This is a genomic window from Flavobacterium sp. LPB0248, from assembly GCF_013388355.1.
GTDB lineage: Bacteria > Bacteroidota > Bacteroidia > Flavobacteriales > Flavobacteriaceae > Flavobacterium.
Window position 1 is genome coordinate 2,812,630 of record NZ_CP058246.1, and the last position, 23,930, is coordinate 2,836,559.

The 23,930-nt window shown below is 34.9% G+C and carries 21 protein-coding genes; 12 read left to right on the plus strand and 9 right to left on the minus strand.

All coding sequences use genetic code 11. The annotated features are described in order from the left end of the window. Positions 1-34 precede the first annotated feature (34 nt). The 4 genes from LPB248_RS11720 (at position 35) to LPB248_RS11735 (ending at position 4,885) form a co-directional block, all read left to right on the plus strand. Complete coding sequence (locus LPB248_RS11720; protein ID WP_177211601.1) at positions 35-1,711, plus strand: SulP family inorganic anion transporter; 1,677 nt, start codon at positions 35-37, stop codon at positions 1,709-1,711. Positions 1,712-1,870: 159 nt separating this feature from the next. Beyond that, positions 1,871-3,229, plus strand: a complete 1,359-nt coding sequence (locus LPB248_RS11725) for a rhodanese-related sulfurtransferase (protein ID WP_177211602.1) — start codon at positions 1,871-1,873, stop codon at positions 3,227-3,229. A 184-nt stretch (positions 3,230-3,413) separates the two neighbouring features. Beyond that, complete coding sequence (locus LPB248_RS11730; RefSeq protein WP_177211603.1) at positions 3,414-4,655, plus strand: peptidase U32 family protein; 1,242 nt, start codon at positions 3,414-3,416, stop codon at positions 4,653-4,655. Then, positions 4,655-4,885: a ferredoxin gene (locus LPB248_RS11735; protein ID WP_177211604.1), complete on the plus strand. Its 231-nt coding sequence runs from the start codon at positions 4,655-4,657 to the stop codon at positions 4,883-4,885. Before LPB248_RS11730 ends, LPB248_RS11735 begins: the two co-directional genes overlap by 1 nt. An 88-nt stretch (positions 4,886-4,973) precedes the next feature. Here the strand turns inward: LPB248_RS11735 and LPB248_RS11740 are convergent, their stop codons facing one another. The 5 genes from LPB248_RS11740 to LPB248_RS11760 all read right to left on the minus strand — a co-directional run bounded on the left by LPB248_RS11740 (position 4,974) and on the right by LPB248_RS11760 (position 10,857). After that, positions 4,974-6,407 carry a hypothetical protein gene (locus LPB248_RS11740; protein ID WP_177211605.1) on the minus strand — a complete coding sequence of 478 codons (1,434 nt, stop codon included), beginning with the start codon at positions 6,405-6,407 and terminating at the stop codon, positions 4,974-4,976. A gap of 223 nt (positions 6,408-6,630) precedes the next feature. Next, a complete protein-coding gene (locus tag LPB248_RS11745) occupies positions 6,631-7,695 on the minus strand; it encodes an ankyrin repeat domain-containing protein (protein WP_177211606.1) in 1,065 nt (354 codons plus the stop codon). A 43-nt stretch (positions 7,696-7,738) separates the two neighbouring features. After that, positions 7,739-8,281 carry a hypothetical protein gene (locus LPB248_RS11750; RefSeq protein WP_177211607.1) on the minus strand — a complete coding sequence of 181 codons (543 nt, stop codon included), beginning with the start codon at positions 8,279-8,281 and terminating at the stop codon, positions 7,739-7,741. Between the two features lie 18 nt (positions 8,282-8,299). After that, entirely contained in the window at positions 8,300-9,640 is a 1,341-nt protein-coding gene (locus LPB248_RS11755; protein ID WP_255462933.1) for an ankyrin repeat domain-containing protein, read from the minus strand. Positions 9,641-9,675: 35 nt separating this feature from the next. After that, positions 9,676-10,857 carry an ankyrin repeat domain-containing protein gene (locus LPB248_RS11760; protein ID WP_177211609.1) on the minus strand — a complete coding sequence of 394 codons (1,182 nt, stop codon included), beginning with the start codon at positions 10,855-10,857 and terminating at the stop codon, positions 9,676-9,678. A gap of 350 nt (positions 10,858-11,207) precedes the next feature. On the opposite strand from LPB248_RS11760, the gene LPB248_RS11765 reads away from it, so the two are divergent. The 6 genes from LPB248_RS11765 to LPB248_RS11790 all read left to right on the plus strand — a co-directional run bounded on the left by LPB248_RS11765 (position 11,208) and on the right by LPB248_RS11790 (position 17,962). Further along, positions 11,208-12,611: a stage 0 sporulation family protein gene (locus LPB248_RS11765; RefSeq protein WP_177211610.1), complete on the plus strand. Its 1,404-nt coding sequence runs from the start codon at positions 11,208-11,210 to the stop codon at positions 12,609-12,611. Next, complete coding sequence (locus LPB248_RS11770; RefSeq protein ID WP_111377678.1) at positions 12,595-13,074, plus strand: gliding motility lipoprotein GldH; 480 nt, start codon at positions 12,595-12,597, stop codon at positions 13,072-13,074. Before LPB248_RS11765 ends, LPB248_RS11770 begins: the two co-directional genes overlap by 17 nt. A 10-nt stretch (positions 13,075-13,084) precedes the next feature. Continuing rightward, the gene (locus tag LPB248_RS11775; RefSeq protein WP_177211611.1) at positions 13,085-15,391 is read left to right on the plus strand and encodes a penicillin-binding protein 1A; all 2,307 of its coding nucleotides are present in this window, start codon (positions 13,085-13,087) and stop codon (positions 15,389-15,391) included. 165 nt (positions 15,392-15,556) lie between these two features. Continuing rightward, positions 15,557-16,258: a CoA transferase subunit A gene (locus LPB248_RS11780; protein ID WP_177211612.1), complete on the plus strand. Its 702-nt coding sequence runs from the start codon at positions 15,557-15,559 to the stop codon at positions 16,256-16,258. A gap of 72 nt (positions 16,259-16,330) precedes the next feature. Continuing rightward, positions 16,331-17,212, plus strand: coding sequence for a class A beta-lactamase, subclass A2 (gene bla, locus LPB248_RS11785; RefSeq protein WP_177211613.1), 882 nt, complete (start codon positions 16,331-16,333; stop codon positions 17,210-17,212). A gap of 93 nt (positions 17,213-17,305) precedes the next feature. Beyond that, positions 17,306-17,962 carry a 3-oxoacid CoA-transferase subunit B gene (locus tag LPB248_RS11790; protein ID WP_177211614.1) on the plus strand — a complete coding sequence of 219 codons (657 nt, stop codon included), beginning with the start codon at positions 17,306-17,308 and terminating at the stop codon, positions 17,960-17,962. Between the two features lie 249 nt (positions 17,963-18,211). Here the strand turns inward: LPB248_RS11790 and LPB248_RS11795 are convergent, their stop codons facing one another. Together LPB248_RS11795 and LPB248_RS11800 are read right to left on the minus strand one after the other, a co-directional pair. Beyond that, a complete protein-coding gene (locus tag LPB248_RS11795) occupies positions 18,212-18,739 on the minus strand; it encodes a DUF6646 family protein (RefSeq protein WP_177211615.1) in 528 nt (175 codons plus the stop codon). Between the two features lie 48 nt (positions 18,740-18,787). After that, a complete protein-coding gene (locus LPB248_RS11800) occupies positions 18,788-19,522 on the minus strand; it encodes a metallophosphoesterase family protein (RefSeq protein ID WP_177211616.1) in 735 nt (244 codons plus the stop codon). Between the two features lie 139 nt (positions 19,523-19,661). On the opposite strand from LPB248_RS11800, the gene dinB reads away from it, so the two are divergent. Both dinB and LPB248_RS11810 read left to right on the plus strand, forming a co-directional pair. Further along, the gene (dinB, locus tag LPB248_RS11805) at positions 19,662-20,744 is read left to right on the plus strand and encodes a DNA polymerase IV (protein ID WP_177211617.1); all 1,083 of its coding nucleotides are present in this window, start codon (positions 19,662-19,664) and stop codon (positions 20,742-20,744) included. A 103-nt stretch (positions 20,745-20,847) separates the two neighbouring features. Further along, positions 20,848-21,348, plus strand: coding sequence for a PAS domain-containing protein (locus tag LPB248_RS11810; protein WP_177211618.1), 501 nt, complete (start codon positions 20,848-20,850; stop codon positions 21,346-21,348). A gap of 145 nt (positions 21,349-21,493) precedes the next feature. On the opposite strand, the gene LPB248_RS11815 is transcribed toward LPB248_RS11810, so the two are convergent. Continuing rightward, positions 21,494-23,098, minus strand: a complete 1,605-nt coding sequence (locus LPB248_RS11815; protein WP_177211619.1) for a fumarate hydratase — start codon at positions 23,096-23,098, stop codon at positions 21,494-21,496. A gap of 81 nt (positions 23,099-23,179) precedes the next feature. Then, entirely contained in the window at positions 23,180-23,920 is a 741-nt protein-coding gene (locus tag LPB248_RS11820; protein WP_177211620.1) for a hypothetical protein, read from the minus strand. Positions 23,921-23,930 lie beyond the last annotated feature (10 nt).

The following is a 23,930-nucleotide window of genomic DNA, read 5'->3' on the forward strand; positions in this document are numbered from 1 at the left end:
ATTGTGAATTAGTACTATCTTAATCTTTTTTAATATGATTTCTAAGCTTTTACCCTCACTAGACTGGATTAAAAATTATAAAAAGCAGGATCTCAAAAGAGATTTTGTTGCAGGAGTAACGCTTGCCTCTTACGGAATTCCTGTTTCTCTTGCCTATGCAACTCTTGCAGGTTTGCCTCCTCAATATGGAATTTACGGATATCTCATTGGCGGAATATTTTATGCTTTTTTAGGATCTAGCAGACAGCTTGCAATAGGTCCAACTTCTGCAATTTCTTTATTGGTAGGCACAACTATATCAGGTATGGCAAACGGAGATGTACAGCGCTGGTCTGAAATTGCCTCACTTTCTGCCTTAGTATTTGCTGGAATGGCCATTGTTGCCTATTTGCTGAGGTTAAGTGGAATTATTAATTTTATTAGTGAAACTGTTTTGGTTGGATTCAAAGCAGGCGCGGCGATTACTATCGGTTTAACACAATTGCCGAAACTATTTGGAGTTAAAGGTGGCGGTGATAATTTCTTGGAACGAATTGTTATTCTCGTTCATCAAATTCCAGATATGAATACAGCTGTTTTTATTTTTGGAATAATTGCTATTCTGATATTAATTATAGGAGAAAAAATAGCACCGCAGTTTCCAGTTGCAATAGTAATTGTCATTTTATCTATTATTCTTATTTCGGCTACATCATTACAATATGCGGAATTCCATACAGTTGGAATTATTCCAACTGGTCTTCCTGAATTTCATCTGCCTTCGCTTCGGATTCGAGATGTAGAGGGAGTTTTGCCACTCTCAATGGCTTGTTTTTTATTGTCTTATATAGAAAGCGTTTCTGCTGGACGAACCTTAGCACAAAAAAACGGATATGTTATCGATCCGCGTCAGGAACTTCTGGCACTTGGAGTTGCTAATGCTGCTGTTTCATTCGGACACGGTTATCCTGTTGCAGGCGGTTTGTCGCAATCAGCTGTAAACGATGCCGCAGGAGCTAAAACACCGTTGTCGCTTTTATTTGCTTCGGCTACAATTGCTTGCTGTCTCTTGTTTTTAACAGGATATCTTCAAAATCTGCCAACCGTAATTTTGGCCGCCATTGTTTTAGTAGCAATAAGAGGACTTTTTGATTGGAAAGAAATGAGACATCTTTATAAAATAAACAAGCAAGAATTTGCTGTAGTTATGGTTGCGCTTGCCGGAGTATTAATCTGGGGAATTCTCGCGGGAGTTTTGCTTGCAACACTCGTAACCTTGTTGCTTTTATTAAAAGCGGCTTCAAAACCTCATGTAGCTTTTTTAGGAAGAATTCCAGGAACGAGAGTTTATACAGATCTGAAAAGACATCCTGACAATGAGATAATGGAAAACATATTGATCATAAGAGTAGAATCTTCTATATTCTATTTCAATGCAGAATACATTAAAGAACGAATCTTGGAAAAAATCTACAGCGAACAAGATTCTTTAAAAACAGTAATATTAGATCTCAACTCTTCACCTCGCATCGATATTGCTGGCGCACGTTTCTTAAAGAATTTATTTATTGATTTGCAGGCAAAGAACATTACTCTAAAAATAGCCGAAGCCCGTTCAGATGTCAGGGATAGCCTACGTGCAGAAAATCTTGAAATTCTCTTTGGGCATATTAGCCGTTCTGTTTCTGTAGATGATTTAGTGCAGCATACTTTACAAGATAATAGTAAGTAAAAAGTGAAGTTCTCTAGTAATACAATCCTTTTTTGATGTTAAAAAAATCAGATAATTAAGGGAAGATCATTTTTAATCTCAAAATAAACCCTAAATTTGCCGCAGATTTAGAGAAAAATCTAAAAAAACATATATTCTTAACTTAAAACTGTTTATAGCATGCAACTGTATAACACTTTGAGCGCAGAAGAAAGAGCCATCATGATCGATGATGCAGGTAAACAACGACTAACGTTGTCTTTCTATGCGTATGCCAAAATTCAAGATCCACAAAAATTTCGTAATGACTTATTCGTAGCCTGGAATGCTCTAGATGCATTAGGCCGAATTTATGTTGCCAATGAAGGAATAAATGCTCAAATGAGTATTCCTGAAGAAAATTTGGAAGCTTTTAGAACAACTCTTGAAGCTTATGATTTCATGAAAGGCATTCGTTTGAATGAAGCTGTAGAGCATGATGATCACTCGTTTTTAAAATTAACAATCAAAGTTCGTCACAAAATCGTTGCCGATGGATTAAACGATGATACTTTTGATGTAACCAATATAGGCGTTCACTTGAAAGCCAAAGAATTCAACGAAATCCTTGACGATCCAAATACAATTGTAGTTGATTTTAGAAATCATTACGAAAGTGAAGTGGGACATTTTAAGAATGCGATTACTCCAGATGTTGAGACATTTAGAGAAAGTTTGCCAATTATCAACGATCAGCTTAAAGATCACAAAGACGATAAAAATCTGGTAATGTATTGTACTGGAGGTATTCGTTGTGAAAAAGCAAGTGCTTATTTCAAACACCAAGGCTTCAAAAACGTGTATCAGTTAGAAGGTGGAATTATTAATTACGCTAAACAACTGAAAGAAGAAGGTTTAGAAAGTAAGTTCATTGGTAAAAACTTTGTATTTGATAATCGTCTGGGCGAAAGAATTACGGATGATATTATCTCGCAATGCCACCAATGTGGAAAACCTTGTGATAACCACACGAATTGCGAAAATGACGGCTGTCATTTATTGTTTATTCAGTGTGATGATTGTAAAGCAGCAATGGAAAACTGCTGTTCTACAGAATGTTTAGAAATCATCCACATGCCTTTAGTTGACCAGGTTCGTTTGAGAACTGGAAAACAAGTTGGAAATAAGGTTTTCAGAAAAGGTAAATCTGAAAACTTGAAATTCAAACATTCAGGAGAATTACCAGAGACTGCTTTGGCAACAGCTCAAAAGCCAGCAGATATCCGTCAGAAAATAAAAGTAAAAAAAGTACTTCTAGGAAAAGCAGAACATTATTATGTAAAAGCACAAGTTGGACAATTCACTATAGAAAATCACGAATTAAATAGCGGTGATAAAATCCTTATTTCTGGTCCAACAACTGGAGATCAAGAATTGATTTTAGATAAAATCATTGTTAATGGCGCAGAAACTCAATCTGCGAAAGTTGGTGATAAGGTTACTTTTGAGGTTCCTTTCAGAATTAGATTGTCTGATAAAGTATATAAGATTTTAGATTGAATTTAATAAGAGTGTTACGGCATTTACGTTAAATTTTGATAATATAGAACAAAGCCCATGGTTTCAATCGTGGGCTTTTTTAATAATATACTGCGAATAATTTTTAAGATATAGACTATGATATATATCATAGAAATCTAATCTATACCCACATTAATTTTGTCATTTGAATAATAAATCGAAAATGACAATTAACAATACAATTGAACTTATGTCTCCAGCTGGAGATTTTGAGTCGCTTCAGGCTGCTTTAGATAATGGCTGTGATTCAGTATATTTTGGAGTTGAACAGCTTAATATGCGTGCGCGTTCAACGGTAAATTTTACAATTGACGATTTAAAAGAAATTGCCAATCGATGCGAAGCGAAAAACGTTCGAAGCTATTTGACTTTAAATACCATTATTTACGATCATGATCTATCTGTCGTAAAAACATTATTGACAAAAGCCAAAGAGGCAAACATTACAGCTGTAATTGCATCAGATCAAGCGGTAATTGCGATGGCAAGATCAATTGGAATGGAAGTTCATATTTCGACCCAATTGAATGTAACGAATATTGAAACCATTAAATTTTATAGCCTATTTGCCGATACAATGGTTTTAAGTCGTGAATTGAGTTTACGTCAAGTAAAAAACATCACAGACCAAATTGAGAAAGAGCAGATAAAAGGACCAAATGGGAATTTAGTCGAAATCGAAATTTTCGGACATGGTGCTTTATGCATGGCGGTTTCGGGGAAATGTTATTTGAGTTTACATTCGCATAATTCATCTGCAAATCGTGGCGCATGCAAACAAAACTGCCGAAAAAAGTATACCGTAATCGATCAGGAAACAGGCTTCGAAATCGAATTGGATAATGAATACATGATGTCACCAAAAGATTTATGTACACTGGATTTTTTAGATCAAGTTATCGATTCGGGAATCAAAGTTTTAAAAATCGAAGGACGTGGCCGTGCGCCAGAATATGTGGCAACGGTAACCAAAACCTATCGTGAAGCAATTGATGCTTACTATGAAGGTACTTTTTCCAAAGAAAAAACTGCAGAATGGATGAAAGCCTTGGAAACGGTTTACAATCGCGGATTCTGGTCTGGATATTATCTAGGTCAGGAATTAGGCGAATGGAGTGATATTCCAGGATCTGCAGCGACTCAGAAGAAAGTTTATGTGGGAAAAGGAACACATTATTTTCCGAAAGCAGAAGTAGGGCAATTTAAGATTGAAGCTTACGACATTAAAATAGGTGACAAAATTTTAGTTACTGGGCCAAGCACAGGCGCTCAAGAAATGATTATCGATGAAATGTTTGTAAATGATATCGCTGGCGAAAAAGCCACAAAAGGAGACGATTGTAGTTTCAAATTGCCATTCAGAATCAGAATGTCGGACAAATTATATAAAATTGTTGAGGCGTAATGGTTATAGTAACATTACAAAGGGATAAGTGCATTGGCTGTAATTACTGTGTTGAGATGGATCCGATTCATTTTCAAATGTCAAAAAAAGACGGAAAGTCGGTTTTGATTCATTCGCAGAATGCAAAAGGATTTTTTACTTTAAAATCTCCTAATCATGCTATTGTGGAAAGCTGTGAATTGGCTGCGAAAGCTTGTCCAGTAAAGATTATTACGGTTAAAGAGACTTAGGAATATTTTAATCACATCAAAAAGAGCCGCAAATGTGCGGCTCTTTTTGGTTAAATAAGTTGTGGCAATTGTATTAATGTGCTGTTGTTTATGCTTCTTCAATTTTTACTGTTTCGATATTCTCATCAATTTCAGTACATTCTGGAGCTTCCCAAAATATAGCAATATGAAGATTATATATTCCAATTGCGGCATAAGCGAGAATGCAGAAATAATAGAAACCGTTAGGGCGATCTTGAAATAAAAAGAATAAGAATCCCATAGCTAATAGTGCAAAACCTATCCAGACACCTTTTCTAAAGTATATTATAAAAACATACAACAAGACAACTAACCCACTTAAATAAATTAAGTCCTGACGGTTTAATTCAAGCCTTATAAATTTGTAAATGGCATAGGCACTCAGTAATAACAAAAGAAATACTTGAAAGTATGATTTCCTTTGATTTTCATCTTCTTCGATTTCCAAATATTCTTCATTCGTTAAAGGAGTGTTTTTGCGGAAAAAGAATAGAAAAGGAATTAAGTTAATTACAGGTATAAAACTCAACAGGTAAATCCAAAAAGGTCTTCTGCGTAAAGCAGCTAATTGCGAAAGCAATAGTTGGGAGAATAATAAATAGACAAATGTAATTTGAAAAATGACACGAATAACAGTATAGATATTGTTGTAAATTCCTGAAATATTTGGACCTGAAGAATTGAACCAATTGACTGAAAACTGTTCTGTAAAAACCAAATGAACAGCAAGGAACGAAGTAAACAATAGAGAAAAATGTATCGTGAATTTTTTATAGCTAAGAAAAGTAGCTGTAGGCATTTTTATAAAATTCCTAAAAGAAAATCCAGCATCTAATAGAAATATAAAATAGAAAAAAGTCAATATCGAAAATAATCTAAAAAACACTACTTCATAAGGCGAAGCAGAGCCGTAAAAATCGCTAAAAGTTAATACAGAAACTGTTTTTTGATATAAAGCCTCGATGCTTATAGAAGTAAACATTCCTATTAGATAGCCTAAAAAGTTGATTTCTTTCCTATAAAGTATTTTTCCTCTTAAGAGACCATATAAGGCATATGGTTGCAAATAACCTAAAGCAAAATAAAGTATAAAAAAGGGACTATTAGCATAAGATTCGCGAAGATCTGAAAAAGTAAAGATTATGTCTGATAGTATTACTGGCAGGCATAGCAAAAGGAGATATTTTAGTTTATCGAATTTCTTTTCATTAACCGCTTCCCAGCCAAGAGCTATTATTATAATTAGGGCATTAATTATTGTGTTCAAAATATTTGCCCACAGAGGTAGGTTTTGAGGCCCTCGAAAAGGGATTAGCATACCTGATAATCCAGATCCTCCAACACTAGAAACGGAAAAATTATTGATGATAAATTGTTTTATAATAAGAAGGAAGGCAATAATGGCAAGAGGGAATACGATCACCTTAAACTTTGAAAAGTTAAAATGGTAAAAATAATTTGTCTCCTCTTTTGGTTGGTTTGGTAAAACTTCGGTGTTCATTTGTAGCGGTTTGTTTTGGGTTAGTTTAAATCTCAAAATTTTGGTACGAGTAAACTTAACAAATTTTAATTCTTTTGAAATAAAAAAATGACTCTATTTTGTGTAGTCGTCGCTACTGCGCGAACCCGATAGCGCGGATTTGAAACCCGTGCCCGTTCCAGTTAGCAAATCTTATTTATTCTTCCTGTTACCGCACGAATCCTTTTGTGTAGTACTTTTAGCTTTATCTTTTGTAATTAGGCTCGCTTAGTAAAATGGGTGTTGTATTTGCAAGAACCCATTTAGTAGCGAGTTCGCATAAAAAATTAAGTTCGTCGATTTCTCCATCTCCATTTTTACGAACATCTTTTATAATTAAAGCTGCTTTTTCAAGTTCGTCATCAGACAATGAATTATTTGAGGACAAATGGATAAAAAAGGCATCTAGCATTTTTTTAAAATTGATATCCCAATTTCCACCGCCATTTCTATATATTTCATCTCTTACTTTTCCTGAAATGCGCACGACTTCCCCTTGTACGGTTTTTGAACTGCCCTTTGACGGTATTAAGAGATCCCATAGTTCTTCGAATTGTTTTTCCCAGGTTGTGTCCGTTACAGAAATGGGAGACACACCGTCGTGTAGAATACGTCTTTTTACTGGTGGAACATCAAACATCTCATAAAGTTGGTTTAATGCATTATCTGTCTCTTCTAAATAATCTTTGTTGAAATTTTCTCTGTGAAATTCAAAATCTTCTCCCTTTCGAATAACAGCATCTTTCATAGCTTGCGTTATTTCGATATCAGTTTTTAAAAGTATTTTTGATATTTCGGCCAAATTTTTAAGATCAATGTTATTTGCTCTAACCAAAGCACGTTCCAAAGGAGTCTGTTTATAGGTATTCAATGCATTGGTGTCTGCCCCATATTCTATCAATTTTTTGACAGCATCTACATTAAAGCCGCTTCCACATGCAAAATGTAAAGGAGTATCTTTATAATTGTCTCTTGCATGTATGTTGGCACCGAGTTCTAATAAAGTTGAAATCTTACCAGTTCGTATCATTGCGTTTTGATGCAATGCGGTACGGTTATAAGTATCAACAGCTTCCAAATCTGCGCCATTTTTTACTAGCCAAATTATAAGCTCATCGGGAATACCCCAAAAGCTTAACGCTGTTGTTTTTCCGTAACCGCCTCTTGCCTCCAATTCGCAGGTATCAAATACAGCTTTTAAAGCCTCAACGTCTTTCTTTTCAATTAATTCTTTAAAATTTTTCGGAAGCGTTTTCTTTTTCTTTGCCATTCTTTTTATTCCTTTTTTAAATCATTGATCAAGATGTGTGATTTCAGATGCCTATTTTAGCATTTATATTATGCTTGTCAACATAAGTTTGTGCCACATTCATCAATTTGGTAAATCTTGCATCTATTTCGCTTTGAGTTGAAGCATCAAAATCAGCAATTGCTTTTTCAATTTGTTCTGGTGAAGCCTTTTCGTCTTTCAATTTTGCGATTGGTACATAACCTTCCTTCTGTTTCGCAATTGCATAAGAAAACAAGTCTTTTGAGGCCTGAAGAAGTTCTCTATTGTCTTCATCTTCCGGTATGTCCTGAATCGTTTTTAATCTAGCTTCTAAATTAGTTATATCGTATTTAAAAGAATCTTGATAAGTAGACGGAATCATTTTCTTTTGCGTTTCATCATAAACCTGAGGCTCAGATTGAAGCTTTTCATTAATTTCCTTACTTCCAAAACGAGATAACAAATTCGAATTTAAAGCGGCAATTTCAAAGGTTTTTTCTGGAGAGAGGTTGGTGCAAGAACTAGAAACAATAGCTGTAGCGATTAATACTAAAAATAGAGTTGTGGTATTTAAGATTTTTTTCATTGTGGGTTTATTTATTATTTATCCTTTTAAAATTTTACTTTTCTCAACATCAAATTCTTCCGAAGTCAAGATTCCGGCATCTAGAAGTTCTTTTAAATCTAATAATGCTTTTTTCTTGGCTTCCATCGAATTTGAAGCTTCAGTTTTTGGTGCTTCTTGCGGAACATTTATTGAGGTTACAACCGTTCCAGACGGAGCATATTTCAGAATCAGTTCTGTAATTTCATTAAAACCTTTTACATTCGAGTAATCAATTGCTTTTTGTTCTTTTACGTTTACGATTGAAGCATCGGCTTTGTTATCTAATAAATATTTTACAACATCTTTCTTTCCGTTAGCGGCACTGTAATGCAAAGGCGTATTTCCAGATTCGTCTTGAATGTTAATGTTTGCTCCAGCTTCGATAAGCAGTTTCACCATGCTAAGGTTTCCTTTTTTGGTAGCTACATGCAATAGGCTTTCGCCGCCATAAGTATAAGAATCGTTAAGGGTAAAAGTAGATTCGTTTGAGATATTTGTTGCGCTTACAATCCAATCCAAATAATCATTCATCGATGAAGTATCGTTGGCAACAGGCTTGCTATAGTTCACATCAACTCCGTTTTCTAAAAACAAGGCCACAATCTCTTTTTGATTATTCGCGCAAGCGTACCAAATCGGAGAATATCCATTGTTACTTGAAGTAAATACATCAGAACCTCTTTCAATCAATAATTTAGCTAACATTCTGTTGGTTTCGTAACAAGCAATTAACAGTGCATTTTCACCAGAATGATTAGTGTGGTTTATATCAGCGCCATTGTCCAGAAGCAAAGTCACCATCGGAATCGATTTGGTATAACAAGCATAAATAAGTGGCGTATTTCCCTGTTTATCGGTTACGTTAATATCGGCTCCATTGTCTAAAAGCAGTTGGATAATTTCTCTGTTTAATTTTGTTGAAGCTAATATTAAAGGGGTTTCTCCGTTGTTATTCAGCAGATTAACATCGGTTCCTGCTTGAAGCAACTTTGTTGCGATTTCAATTTGAGCCGTTTGAACGACTAAATGTAGGAGACTATTTCCGTATTTATCATTCTTTGTGATTTCTGCTCCATTTTCTAAAAGATAAAGTGCGGTTTGTTTCTGTTTTTGAAGACAGGCAAAGTACAAAGGCGTTTCTCCCTGATGATCTTCGTAGTTAATATCGGCACCTTCTTCGTGTAGAATTTTTACAATATCAAGATAACCGCGGTGCGCGGCATAATGAATCGCAGTTCTCCCTTTTTCATCGGTATATTTTGGATCTACTTCTTTGTTTTGAAGCAGCAATTCGGCTATTTTTCGGTTCCCATTTTCACAGGCAACTATGAATGACATTGACATCTTTGAGTAGTTTTAAGTAAATGATCGTTTTATTGTTTCATTAAAAGTTCAACGGTTTTAATTTTGAGGTTATCTCCAGAAGCAAGCATTAAAGCAGTTTCGTCTTTGTCGTTTGTAATAGAAATATCTGCACCTTGATCTAATAACAGTTTTACTTTTCTATAGGTTTCTTTTGCCATTTCTGCATCATAATTGACATTATAAGCGCATACTTTATGCAAAATGGTGTTTCCTTGATTGTCTTGTTCATTTACATCTAAAGAAACATTTTCTAAAACAGATTTTAAGATATCCGATTTCTTTTCGACAATAAAATCAATTCCCGATTTAGGCTGTCCGTAATATTGTGCGCAGAAATTTACATCGGCACCATCAGACAATAATCTTTCTATGAATGAGATATCACTTGCAGAACCCGAAGCAGAACTGATAAAACTAGTAAATAGAGTTCGGCCGTCTTTATTTACAATATTAAAATTAGGAGAAGAAATTGAAGTTAAAGCATCGTACATATCAAATGAAAGCTGCTCAGCAACAGCATAATAAAAAGCTGTATTGTTGAGGTTGTCAGTTTCGTTTGGATCTGCTCCGTTTTCTAGTAAAAAAGGGATTAGTTCTTTTCTGTTTCTTTTTACGGCACATAAAAGTGGAGTAGTTCCCACGATATTTTTTTCGTTAATGTCAACTCCGTTATTTGTTAAAATGGTTATGTACTCTTTCACTTTTTCAGGATCTAGTCCATAAACATTCAAAACAGCATGAATAAAATTTTCGTCTGCATTGTTCTTATACTGAGTGTTAGCCCCAAAATCATCAACTAAAACTTGAACTATTTTTGGCGAAACACCTTTTTCAAGAAAATAGCCAAGAAGGGTTTTGTCACTTATTTCATCGTTAATGTTATCCATTTTCGACATCAATTCCTTGAAAAAAGCAATTGACTCTTCATCATTTTTTAAATATAAACTCAAAGGTTTGAAAATAGATTGATCAAAACTGTCCAATTCGTAAATATCGGTTTCAATAAATCCGGCTTTTATTAATTTTTCTATAAAATCAATTTCTTTGGCATCAATGATTTTACCAGCAATCTGCGAAAAATTGTTTTTTAGATATTGTTCGTTAAATTTTTCTCCGTTATTTAGGCATTCTCTGGCCTCGTCAAATTTTCCCTGAAAAAGGAAATTTTCAATCTGGTTTTGTGTTTGCATTGTGATGAATTTTAAAATGAAAGATTAAGATTTGAAAGTGCCTAAAATTGGGCTTTTTCAAACTATGTTGTAAGATAAAACATAAAAATGCTAAATATATTTCAGGATAAAAAGTTGAATTACCATTTTAGGTCATAAAACTTACAGAATAAGTTTTTTTTGGAGAATATTTCAAAAATAAGAAGAGAAGTGGAGTAATTTGGTAAAAAATTGCGTACAAAAAAACCGGTTTTTTAATTTAACAGGCCTTTAGTTTTTATGCATAAAAAGCAAAATAAAAAAAATACTATCTTTACCGATCAAACGTTTATGAACTTAAGCTGCATTCTGGCAGCACTACATATATAATTATGGCATGTACAAGTTGTTCAACCTCAGACGGTGGCGCACCAAAAGGTTGTAAAAATAATGGGACTTGCGGCACCGATAGCTGCAATAAATTGACGGTTTTTGACTGGCTTTCGAACATGAGTCCTTCTAACGGAGAGGCGATTTTTGATTGTGTTGAGGTTCGTTTTAAAAACGGACGCAAGGAATTTTTTAGAAATTCGGAGAGATTAACTTTAAGTATTGGCGACATTGTAGCAACTGTTGCTTCGCCAGGACATGATATTGGAATTGTGACTCTTACAGGAGAATTGGTAAAGATTCAAATGAAGAAAAAAGGAGTGAATTACGAAAGTAATGATGTTCCAAAAATTTATAGAAAAGCATCTCAAAAAGATATTGATATCTGGTCTGTAGCGCGTGATCGTGAAGAACCAATGAAAGTTCGTGCTCGTGAATTGGCGATTCAGCATAAACTGGAAATGAAAATTTCGGATATCGAATTTCAAGGAGACGGTTCTAAAGCGACTTTTTACTACACAGCAAATGATCGTGTCGATTTTAGAATGCTGATTAAAGATTTTGCCAAAGAATTCAGTACTAGAGTAGAGATGAAACAAGTTGGTTTCCGCCAGGAAGCGGCTCGTTTAGGTGGAGTTGGTTCTTGCGGACGTGAACTTTGCTGTTCGACTTGGTTAACAGATTTTAGAAGTGTAAATACATCAGCAGCTCGTTATCAGCAATTATCATTGAATCCGCAGAAATTGGCGGGACAATGCGGTAAATTAAAATGCTGTCTAAACTATGAGTTAGACACTTACATGGACGCATTAAAAGATTTTCCGGATTACGACACTAAATTGATTACGGAAAAAGGTGATGCAGTTTGTCAAAAACAAGATATTTTTAAAGGTTTAATGTGGTTTGCTTACACTAATAATTTTGCAAACTGGCATGTTTTAAAAATTGATCAGGTAAAAGAAATTATTGCTGAAAATAAGCAGAAAAACAAAGTCTCATCTCTAGAAGATTTTGCTGTTGAGGTAGTTGCAGAACCAGAAAAAGATTTCAATAATGCAATGGGACAAGAGAGTTTGACTCGTTTTGACCAGCCAAAAAGAAAGAAAAAAACAAATCGCAAACGCAAGCAAAGTACGGAAACGGCTGGTGTTGCAACTCCAGTGAAACCACAGCAGGAGAAAAACACGAATAACAATGCTAAACCAGTAGGAAATAATAATCCGAACAATGCTGGAAACGCAAATAATGGTAATGCTGGGACTAAACCAAACAATCCAAACAAGCCAAATCATAAGAAAAAGCATAATTCGAATAAAAACAATCCGAATAAGCAAAATTCAAATGAAAATAAACCTGCTGAACCTAGGAAACCAATAACGAATACTAAAAATGAGAATAAAAAATAGCGGAATTCTTCTCTTGGCAGCAATACTTCTTTTTTCTTGTGATAAAAAAAGAGTATTTGATGAGTATAAATCTGTTGGAAGTGCGTGGCATAAAGACAGTATTATAAGCTTTGATCTGCCGGTTTTAGATTCTACAAAAAAATACAATGCCTTTGTAAACATACGAGATAACAACAATTATCCGTTTAATAATTTGTTTTTGATTGTGGCTTTAGAAACCCCAAGTGGTTTCACAAAAGTAGATACGTTAGAATATCAAATGGCAGCACCTGACGGGACTTTATTAGGAAATGGGTTTTCTGATATAAAAGAAAGCAAACTCTTTTACAAAGAAGATGTAAAATTTACAGGAAAATATAAAGTTCATATCAAACAAGCTGTTAGACAATCAGGTAAAATTCCTGGAGTTGAAGCTTTGCAAGGAATTACAGACGTTGGTTTTAGAATAGAACAAAAAGATTAGAAAAATAGTTATGGCTGCTAAAAAAAACAATCCATCAAATAAAACTAAGGATATTAATTATTACAAGAAGAAATTCTGGAGGGTATTTGCTTACTCTTTATTAGGAGTTTTAGCTTTCTTCTTATTTGCCTCATGGGGTTTATTTGGCTCTATGCCTTCGTTTGAAGATTTAGAAAATCCAGATTCAAACCTTGCTACAGAGATTATTTCTTCTGACGGAGTGGTGTTGGGTAAGTATTTCAAAACCAACAGGTCTCAACTTAAATATTCAGATTTACCTAAAAATCTGGTTGAAGCGCTTGTTGCAACTGAAGATGCACGTTTCTACGAACATTCAGGAATTGATGGACGAGGAACTTTAAGAGCTGTTTTTAGTTTGGGAACAAACGGAGGTGCAAGTACATTAACACAACAGCTTGCAAAACAGTTGTTTCATGGAGAAGGATCTAAATTTCTTCCTTTTAGGATTGTACAAAAAATAAAAGAATGGATTATCGCTATTCGTCTGGAAAGACAATATACCAAGAATGAAATTTTGGCGATGTATTGCAATGTTTACGACTTCGGAAATTATTCTGTTGGAGTAAGTTCTGCGGCACAGACTTATTTTTCTAAAGAGCCAAAAGACTTGACAGTTGACGAATCGGCTATCTTAGTTGGAATGTTCAAAAACTCAGGTTTATACAATCCTGTTAGAAATCCAGAAGGAGTAAAAAACCGTCGTAACGTGGTTTTATCTCAAATGGCAAAAGCAAAAATGATTTCGGAAGCAGAGAAAGAAAGACTTCAAGCTTTGCCAATTACTTTGAAATTTAAATTAGAAAGCCACCGTGAAGGTATAGCGACTTATTTTAGAGAATATCTTCGTGATTACATGAAGAAATGGGTTGCAGAAAATAAAAAACCAGACGGATCGGATTACGATATTTACAAAGACGGACTTAAAATATATACTACGATAGATTCTAGAATGCAAACTTATGCTGAAGAAGCTGTTGCAGCACACATGCAAAACCTTCAACAGCAGTTTTTTATTGATCAAAAAAACAATAAAAATGCTCCTTTCGTAAATATTACTCAAGCTGAGACAGATAGAATCATGATGCAGGCGATGAAAAATTCTGTTCGTTGGGCACAAATGAAAGAAATGGACAAAAGCGAAGATGATATTATTGCTTCATTCAAAGTAAAAACAAAAATGCGTGTCTTTACTTGGAAAGGAGAAAGAGATACAGTAATGACGCCATTAGATTCTATTCGTTACTACAAGCACTTTTTACAATCTGGTTTAATGTCAATGGAACCTCAAACGGGTGCAATTAAAGCTTGGGTTGGAGGTATCAATTACAAATATTTCCAATACGATCACGTTGGGCAAGGAGCAAGACAGGTTGGTTCTACTTTCAAGCCTTTTGTTTATGCAACGGCAATCGAAGAACTGAATATGTCGCCTTGTGATTCTATTCTTGACGGACCGTTTATGATTCACAAAGGGCGTCACCACGTAACAGAAGATTGGGAGCCAAGAAACTCTGATTACAAATACCGCGGAATGGTGACTTTAAAACAAGCTTTAGCGGCTTCTATTAATACAGTTTCGGCTAAATTAATTGACAGAACAAGCCCTGAAGCAGTTGTAGAATTGACTAAAAAATTAGGAGTAAAAACAGAAATTCCAGTTCAGCCATCTATTGCTTTAGGAGCTGTAGACATCACAGTAGAAGATATGGTTGCGGCATATAGCACATTTGCAAACCAGGGAGTTTATGTAAAACCACAGTTTTTAAGCAGAATTGAGAACAAAAGCGGTGAGGTTATTTACGAACCGATTCCAGAATCTCACGACGTTTTAAATAAAGATATTGCTTTCGCAGTAATCAAATTACTTCAAGGGGTAACAGAAAGTGGTTCTGGTGTACGTTTACGTACGCAAGGCGGTGGAAGCGGAGATAATCGTTGGACAGGATATCCATATATGTTTACAAACCCAATTGCTGGTAAAACAGGAACAACGCAAAACCAGTCTGATGGTTGGTTCATGGGGATGGTTCCGAACTTAGTTACTGGAGTTTGGGTTGGATGTGAAGATCGTTCAGCACGTTTCAAAAGTTTGACTTACGGACAAGGAGCAACAGCAGCTTTACCAGTTTGGGGTTATTACATGAAAAAGTGTTACGCCGATAAAGATCTTCAGATTTCAAAATCTGAATTTGAACGTCCAGCAAACCTTTCTATTAAAGTAGATTGTTATCAAAGACCTGCTGTCGTTAAAGATACCACACAGACGGAACAAAATACTGACGAGTTTGAATTGTAACAGTGTTGCAATAAAATTTATCTAATTATATGTCAATCCCTTTACTACTCTTTTAAAAGATTTGTAAAGGGATTTTTCTTTTGGTTTTATTTTTACGAAATCGTTATAATTTAATCTAAAAATCTTATTTTTATCAAAAATATTCAGCAATAAAGATAGTTTGTTATGATAACAAAAAAAGTAAATAGTGTTCAGGATGCTATTGAAGGAATTAAAAACGGCATGACTATCATGTTCGGTGGTTTCGGATTATGCGGTATTCCTGAAAATACAATTGCAGCGTTGGTAAACACCTCAATTTCAGATTTAACCTGTATTTCAAATAATGCGGGAGTTGATGATTTTGGTTTGGGATTATTGCTGCAGAAAAAGCAGATCAAAAAAATGATTTCTTCTTATGTGGGAGAAAATGCAGAATTCGAACGTCAGATGCTTTCAGGAGAATTAGAAGTTGAATTAACTCCACAAGGTACTCTTGCAGAACGCTGTCGTGCAGCTCAGGCAGGAATACCTGCATTCTTTACTCCGGCAGGTTACGGAACGGAAGTGGCGGAAGGAAAAGAAGCACGTGAATTCAACGGAAAAATGCATATTATGGAAGAAGCTTTCAAAGCCGATTTTGCCATTGTAAAAGCATGGAAAGGTGATGAAGCAGGAAATCTGATTTTCAAAGGAACAGCCAGAAACTTTAATGCTTGCATGGCTGGAGCTGGGAAAATTACAATTGCAGAAGTAGAAGAATTGGTTCCAGTTGGGACTTTAGATCCAAATCAGATTCATATTCCGGGAATCATGGTACAGCGTATCTTTCAGGGAGAAAAATTTGAGAAACGAATTGAACAACGAACTGTAAGAGCTAGAAATTAGATAATTAGAAAATGAGGCAATTAGATAATTGTTTTGGCATTATCTAATTATCAAATTGACACATTAAAAAATATGGCAAAACTTTCTATACTGCTAATTTCGTTTTTAACTTTTCAGGCTTTTTCTCAGACAACGTCTGATCTTCGAAAAGAACTAAATCAAATTATTGGAAATAAGAATGCAACAGTTGGAATTTCTATTAAAAGTATTGAAGATAACGACACTTTAAGCATTAACGGACATTTAAAAATGCCGATGATGAGTGTGTTTAAATTTCATATTGCTTTGGCGGTTTTGCATAAAGTTGATGAAGGAAAACTTAATCTTGCTCAGGAAATCTTTATAAAAAAGAAAGATTTAAAAGAAGATACATGGAGTCCGATGAAAGTAGATTATCCAGAGGGAAATGTGAATTTGACTTTAGATAAAATACTTCGCTACACGGTTTCGCATAGTGATAATAACGGATGCGACATTTTGATCAATTTAGTCGGAGGTACAAAGTACATTCAAAAGTTTATAAATGATCAAGGTATCAGGGACTTCGTTATTAGAATGAACGAAGACCAAATGAAGACGTGGAAAAATCTTTATGTCAATACCACAACTCCGATAGCAACAACAGAATTGCTTGAGAAGTTTTTTAAAGGTGAAGTTTTAAAAGAAGAAACGACAAAGTATATTTATCAAATAATGGTTGAAACTTCACGAGGTCTTACTTGGATGAAAGCTGGACTTCCTGAGAATACTGAATTAGCACACAGAACGGGAATTTCTGGAACTAATGATAATAACTTGAGAGTTGCAATGAACGACATTGGAATTGTAAAGCTTCCAAGCGGAAAACATTTTATTCTTTCTATTTATTTGAAAGATATTACAGAGAAAAGAGAAGACACAGAAAAAATAATTGCAGACATCACAAAAGCAGTTTGGAATTATTTTAATAATTGAGATAATTAGACAATGTGCCAATTAGGTAATTAATTTAAAATGCAGATAGCATTATCTAATTGGCAAATTCACAAATTGACACATTAAAAAATTATGGCACTTAGTAAAGAAGATATAGCAAAACGAATTGCAAAAGAGGTAAAAGACCGTTATTTCGTGAATCTTGGAATTGGGATTCCAACTTTAGTAGCGAATTATGTTCGAGAAGATATTGCGGTAGAATTTCAAAGTGAAAATGGAGTTCTCGGAATGGGGCCTTTTCCTTTTGAAGGTGAAGAAGATGCAGATGTTATCAATGCAGGAAAACAAACCATTACGACGCTTCCGGGTGCAAGTTTTTTTGATTCGGCTTTCAGTTTTGGAATGATCAGAAGCCAGAAAGTAGATTTGACGATTCTTGGAGCAATGGAAGTTTCTGAAAATGGAGATATTGCCAATTGGAAGATTCCAGGTAAAATGGTAAAAGGAATGGGAGGCGCAATGGATTTGGTGGCTTCAGCCGAAAATATCATTGTTGCCATGATGCATGTAAACAAAGCAGGAGAGTCCAAAATCTTAAAAAGATGCACTTTGCCATTAACAGGCGTAGGATGCGTTAAAAAGGTTGTAACGGAGCTTGCGGTTCTCGAAGTAACTGAAAAAGGTTTTAAGCTCTTAGAACGAGCACCAGGCATCTCAGTCGAGCACATCATCGCTTCAACCGAAGCCGATTTAATCATTGAAGGCGAAATTCCTGAGATGTCGATTTAGATTTTAACCGCAAAGTGCGCTAAGATTTACGCAAGGCACGCAAAACTATTATGAAATGTTTTAATCTCGCAAAGGCGCAGAGAAGCAAAGATAATTTTATAAAATCTTTATAGCAAAAAAACAAAAAACCGCTCATTTGAGCGGTTTTTTGTTTTTTTATACTTTGCTTCTCTGCGCCTTTGCGAGATTAGAAAAAACCTTGCAAACTTAACGTAAATCTTAGCGTACTTTGCGGTTAATTTACTAGTATTATAAATTAAATGAAGCTCCTAAACTAAAAGTAGCTTGATTATTCAAATGATAAAAAGGATCATTGTTTGAACCATATTTTGCAATTGGGAATCCGATTTCTGTGAAAACACCAAATCCGTCAGTAAAGAAGTAACGACCTCCAACATGACCTCCAAAATTATGTAAACCTAAGCTTAATCCAGGGTAAACGTCCAATTCTTTTACACCAATTACACTAGATAAGTTCGCATTGATTCTTGCTTTTGCATCAAAACGATCTGAGAAATCTGGCTCAGCATCATAATAAGCACTAGAACTACCGTGGTAGAAACCATTAAAATTGTCAAATCCTAGGATATAATTAGCAACAAAACCAAAAGAGAAATTTTCTCCTAAACCAAAATCAACAGAACCTTGAATTCCAGAACCACCATCTTGTAAATTAGCTCCTACGTTTACTTTAATATCTCCCTTTCCTTTGAAAGCTTCTTGAGCATTAACAAATCCGAATGTCACTAAAAACAAAAGTGTAATAACCTTTTTCATAAAAATTTAATATTAATTATTGTGGCGCAAATGTAATTTTTAAATAAATTAATTCCTACCTTTTTCGTTAAAATAGAGCTCGTTCAACGGTTCACTTTGCCAGTATTCCTTTGTATCGACATCTAAAATCGTAAGCGGACCTCTAAATGCAGCGCCTGTATCTACATTCCAAACACAAGCTCTATTTACAGGAACCGTTTCGCCGATTCGGGTAACTGGAGTATGACCAATATAAACTTCCTTATAAACGGTAAATCTTTTAGGATAGTGTATGTCGTCTACGTTTAATTTTGGGTCTAATGATAATGCTGTTTCCCAAAGAGTTCTGTCCCAATAAAATAGCTTTGAAAAATATTCCCATTTTACACCGTTTAAATTGGTGAATCCAGCATGAACAAATAATCGATTTTGACCGTCAAGATAATAATCCTGAAGATTTTCAAGAAATTCGATATGGGTTTTCTTTTTCTCTTCAGAAATTTTAGCGTAGCCTTCAACAGTGGCTTTTCCGCCATGTTTGTACCACATTTCTTCGTCAAAATCATCGTGTCTTTCTTCTAACCAGTCCAATGCAAGCTGGTCATGGTTTCCTCTTATGCAGATGATATTTTGTTTGCTTTTTAAATCAATCAAATAGTCGATTACTTCAACAGACTGACTCCAGCCGTCAACATAATCGCCCAAAAAAATTAGAGTATCTTCGGTAGTAACTTCGGCTCTTTGTAATACTTGTTCTAGTGCAAGTAATCCGCCATGAATGTCACCTATAACAAATGTTCGCATTATTTAATTTTTCGAGTAGAAGAACAAAAATAGAAAGAATAATTGGTTTGCACTCAACGAATTTATATTCTTTAAAGATTGGTATTATTTATAACTATTTGAAGCGCTTTTTTATTGCTTTCCTTTTTAAATTTGTAACATGTCTGAAACACCAACATATCGTAAAATAATTCATATTGATATGGATGCTTTTTATGCATCGGTAGAGCAGATGGACAATCCTGAATTAAGAGGAAAACCCGTTGCGGTTGGCGGTTCAGAAAATCGCGGTGTGGTTTCGGCAGCCAGTTACGAAGCTAGAAAGTTTGGTGTCAGAAGTGCTCTTAGCGGCGCTTTAGCCAAAAAATATTGTCCAGAAATTATCTTTGTTAGACCAAGATTTGACCGCTACAAGGAGATTTCGTCCAAAATCCATAAAATTTTTCATGAATATACCGATTTGGTTGAGCCTCTTTCACTTGACGAAGCTTATTTGGATGTCACTAAAAACAAAAAAGGAAATCCAAGCGCAAGCCTTCTAGCTCAGGAAATTAGAACAAGAATTTTTAATGAAGTAGGGCTAACAGCTTCTGCAGGTATTTCGGTCAATAAATTTGTTGCCAAAATTGCGAGTGATTATAACAAACCAAACGGGCAAAAAACGGTTAACCCTGACGAAGTAGAAGCTTTTTTGGAAGATTTGCCTATTCGCAAATTTTATGGAGTCGGAAAAGTTACTACAGAAAAAATGTATCAGCTCGGGATTTTTACAGGAACCGATTTGAAAAGTAAATCTTTAGAGTTTTTAGAGAAACATTTTGGAAAATCAGGAGCATTTTATTATCATGTCGTGAGAGGCATTCATAATAGTGAAGTGAAATCTTCTCGAATTGCTAAATCTGTAGCCGCAGAACATACTTTTGATGTGAACTTGTCTTCCGAAATTTTTATGATGGAGCAATTAGAACGAATTGCAGGTTCGTTAGAAAAACGTTTAAAAAGACATAATGTTTCGGGAAAAACCATTACACTCAAAATTAAATACAGCGATTTTTCGCAACAAACAAGAAGCAAAACCTTGCCTTATTTTATTTCTGATAAAAGTTTGATTATGGAAAATATTGAAGAATTACTGTATCAGGAAAAAATGAAAGATTCGGTAAGACTGCTTGGAATTTCGTTAAGTAACTTAAATACAGAGGTGAAGAAAGCAGTTGTGGTTCAGTTAAAATTTACATTTTGATAACGCTTTTTAATCGTATATTAAGATTCATGACTTTTTATAACAAGATTTTTCTTGTATCTTTGAGAAAAAAGATCCATCAACATCCTGAATTAATTTTGATATGAAAAATAAAAATTCTGATGATTCACTGCAACGAAATTCAGTCCCAATCCTATCTTGGGATTTTCATTACGAATATCTAAATGAGTTAAAAGGACTAAGCGCTGATTTGAAAAGAATGAGCAAAATTTCAGATGAATTTATCTGGGATGAAAAAAAGCTCAATATCCAGGAAAGAATCAAAAATGAAGTAGTTTTAGTAACAGATTTGGATTTAAGAATAGTTTTCGCGTCAAGCGGAATAAAAAGAATGACAGGTTACAAAGAAGAAGAAGTCTTAGGGAAAACTCCAAAAATGTTTCAAGGACCAGCAACCTCGCAAAAAGACTTAAAAGATATTAGAGAAGCAGTAAAAAAGCAGATGCCTTTTGCAAAAACACTCGAAAATTATAGAAAAAACGGACAGACTTATAAATGCAAAATAGATGCTTCGCCAGTTTATAACTTGAAAGGCGAAATATCGCATTTTATAGCTTTTGAAAAGCAAGATTTAAGTGCATGATGAATTAAACCGCAAAGAGCGCAAGGATTTACGCAAGGCACGCTATAGATTAAAAACAAAAACCGCCTATTTTGGCGGTTTTTGTTTTTATATAATTCTTTGCGAACTTTGCGTAAATACTTGTGTTCTTTGCGGTTAAGAAAAATTACAAGTTTGCAAAGAAATCATTTCCTTTATCATCAGTAATAATGAACGCAGGGAAATCTTTAACTGTAATTTTACGGACAGCTTCCATTCCTAATTCTTCAAAATCAACCACTTCAACTTTTAAGATGTTATCTTGAGCTAGAATAGCAGCAGGACCTCCAATAGAACCTAAATAGAATCCGCCGTATTTGTTACAAGCATCAGTAACTTGTTTAGTACGGTTTCCTTTTGCAAGCATAATCATACTTCCGCCATTTTTCTGGAATTCATCCACATAAACGTCCATACGTCCTGCAGTTGTTGGTCCGAAACTTCCAGAAGCCATTCCGTCTGGAGTTTTTGCTGGGCCAGCATAATACACTGGGTGATTTTTGAAATAGTCAGGCATTGGTTTTCCAGCGTCTAACAATTCTTTGATTTTTGCGTGAGCAATATCTCGGGCAACAATTACGGTTCCGTTTAGTTTTAGACGAGTTTTAACTGGATATTGAGATAATTTAGCCAAAATATCTGCCATTGGCTGATCTAAATCAATTTCTACAGGAGCTTCCAAGTGTGGAGCTGTTTCTGGTAAAAACTGTTTCGGATTTGTTTCCAATTGCTCAACAAAGATTCCGTCTTTAGTGATTTTTCCTTTAATGTTTCTATCGGCAGAACAAGAAACCCCTAATCCAACCGGACAAGAAGCCGCGTGTCGTGGCAAACGGATTACACGTACGTCATGAGTGAAATATTTTCCTCCAAATTGAGCGCCGATTGCACTTTCTTGGCAGATTTTCTGAACTCTTTCTTCCCATTCAAGATCACGGAAAGCTTGACCAGCCATGTTTCCTGAAGTTGGAAGATTGTCGTAATATCCAGCAGAAGCTTTTTTAACAGCACTTAAGTTAGCTTCAGCAGAAGTTCCGCCAATAACCAACGCTAAGTGGTATGGAGGACAAGCAGAAGTTCCTAAATCTTTGATTTTTGTACGAATGAATTCGTCCATCGATTTTTCATTCAATAAAGATTTTGTCTGCTGGTATAAATAAGTTTTGTTAGCAGATCCTCCGCCTTTTGCCATAAACAAAAAGTCGTAAGAAGTTCCTTTTTTAGCATAAATGTCAATTTGTGCCGGAAGATTTGAACCAGAATTCTTTTCTTCAAACATCGAAATCGGAACAATCTGAGAATAACGTAAATTTCTTTTTTGGTAAGTATTGAAAATACCACGGCTTAACCATTCTGCATCATCAACACCAGTAAAAATACTTTCACCTTTTTTTGCCATTACAATCGCAGTTCCAGTATCCTGGCAGCTTGGTAACTGACCTTCGGCAGCTACAGATGCATTTTGAAGTAAATTGTAAGCTACAAATCGGTCATTGTCTGTTGCTTCTGGATCGTCTAGAATTTTTCTCAATTTTTGCAAATGAGAAGTTCTCAACATAAACGAAACATCGGTCAAAGCTTCTTCAGCCAATAACTCCAAACCTTTTGGGTCAACGGTTAAAACTTCTCGTTCTCCAAATTTTTCAACTTTCACAAAATCAGAAGTGATTTTGCGGTACTGCGTATCGTCCTTTAAGATCGGATAAGGATCTTGGTATATAAAATCAATCATTAGTTTTGTTTTTTTACAAATTTAGAAATTATTTACCTAAGAAAGAATTTGAATAAGGACTCATTCAACAGTTTTATGATTTTATTCGACGCTATTGAATTGATCAAACGTCATCTTTTTTTCAAAGTATGGTTTGTCTTTAGCAGAAAGTAAAACTTTTTTCCACTTACTGTCTTTTAATTCGAAAGATATTGAGTCTGAGTGTGTAAGGATTCCCATATCCATATTCTCATCTTCGTCTGCAGGTACAAACGCAACAGTCTTGCAATAAAAAGATTTTGGGTCAGAATTGGTTGAAGGGTTTGCAATTTCTACCCAGCTTCCCCAGCCGCTGTCAGTCATTGTGCTCCATTGGTGCACTAGCTGTAATTCTTTGTTTTTTAGATAATACAGATAGTGGTCATGCGAATAACCGCATGCAGGATATCCAAGTGAGATTTGTATAAATGGAGAATTTTTTGAACTTTCAGATGTCAAACCGTATGAAGCCATCCATTCTGATCCTTTCTCAAAACCTTTGATAGCGATTTTTGAAGATGCAGTTTTATTTTTATTCTGATAAAAATCCAATCGATATTTTACTGTAACAATACTGTCCTTATCTGCCTGCTGATCTACTAAATGCGCTAAAACATAATCTGTAGAAGATTCTGTTCCGTCAGTGTAAATAGAGACAGTGTCGGTTTTGATGATTTTTTCATCGTTTGTAACCTCTAAAGTTTCTTGAGGTTCAATGATTTCTGCAACAGATGTGGCATCTGTTGGTTTTGTTTTTTGGCATCCTATTAAAACAAGCAGGAAAAAAAGAGTGTGGATTTTCATAATTATAATT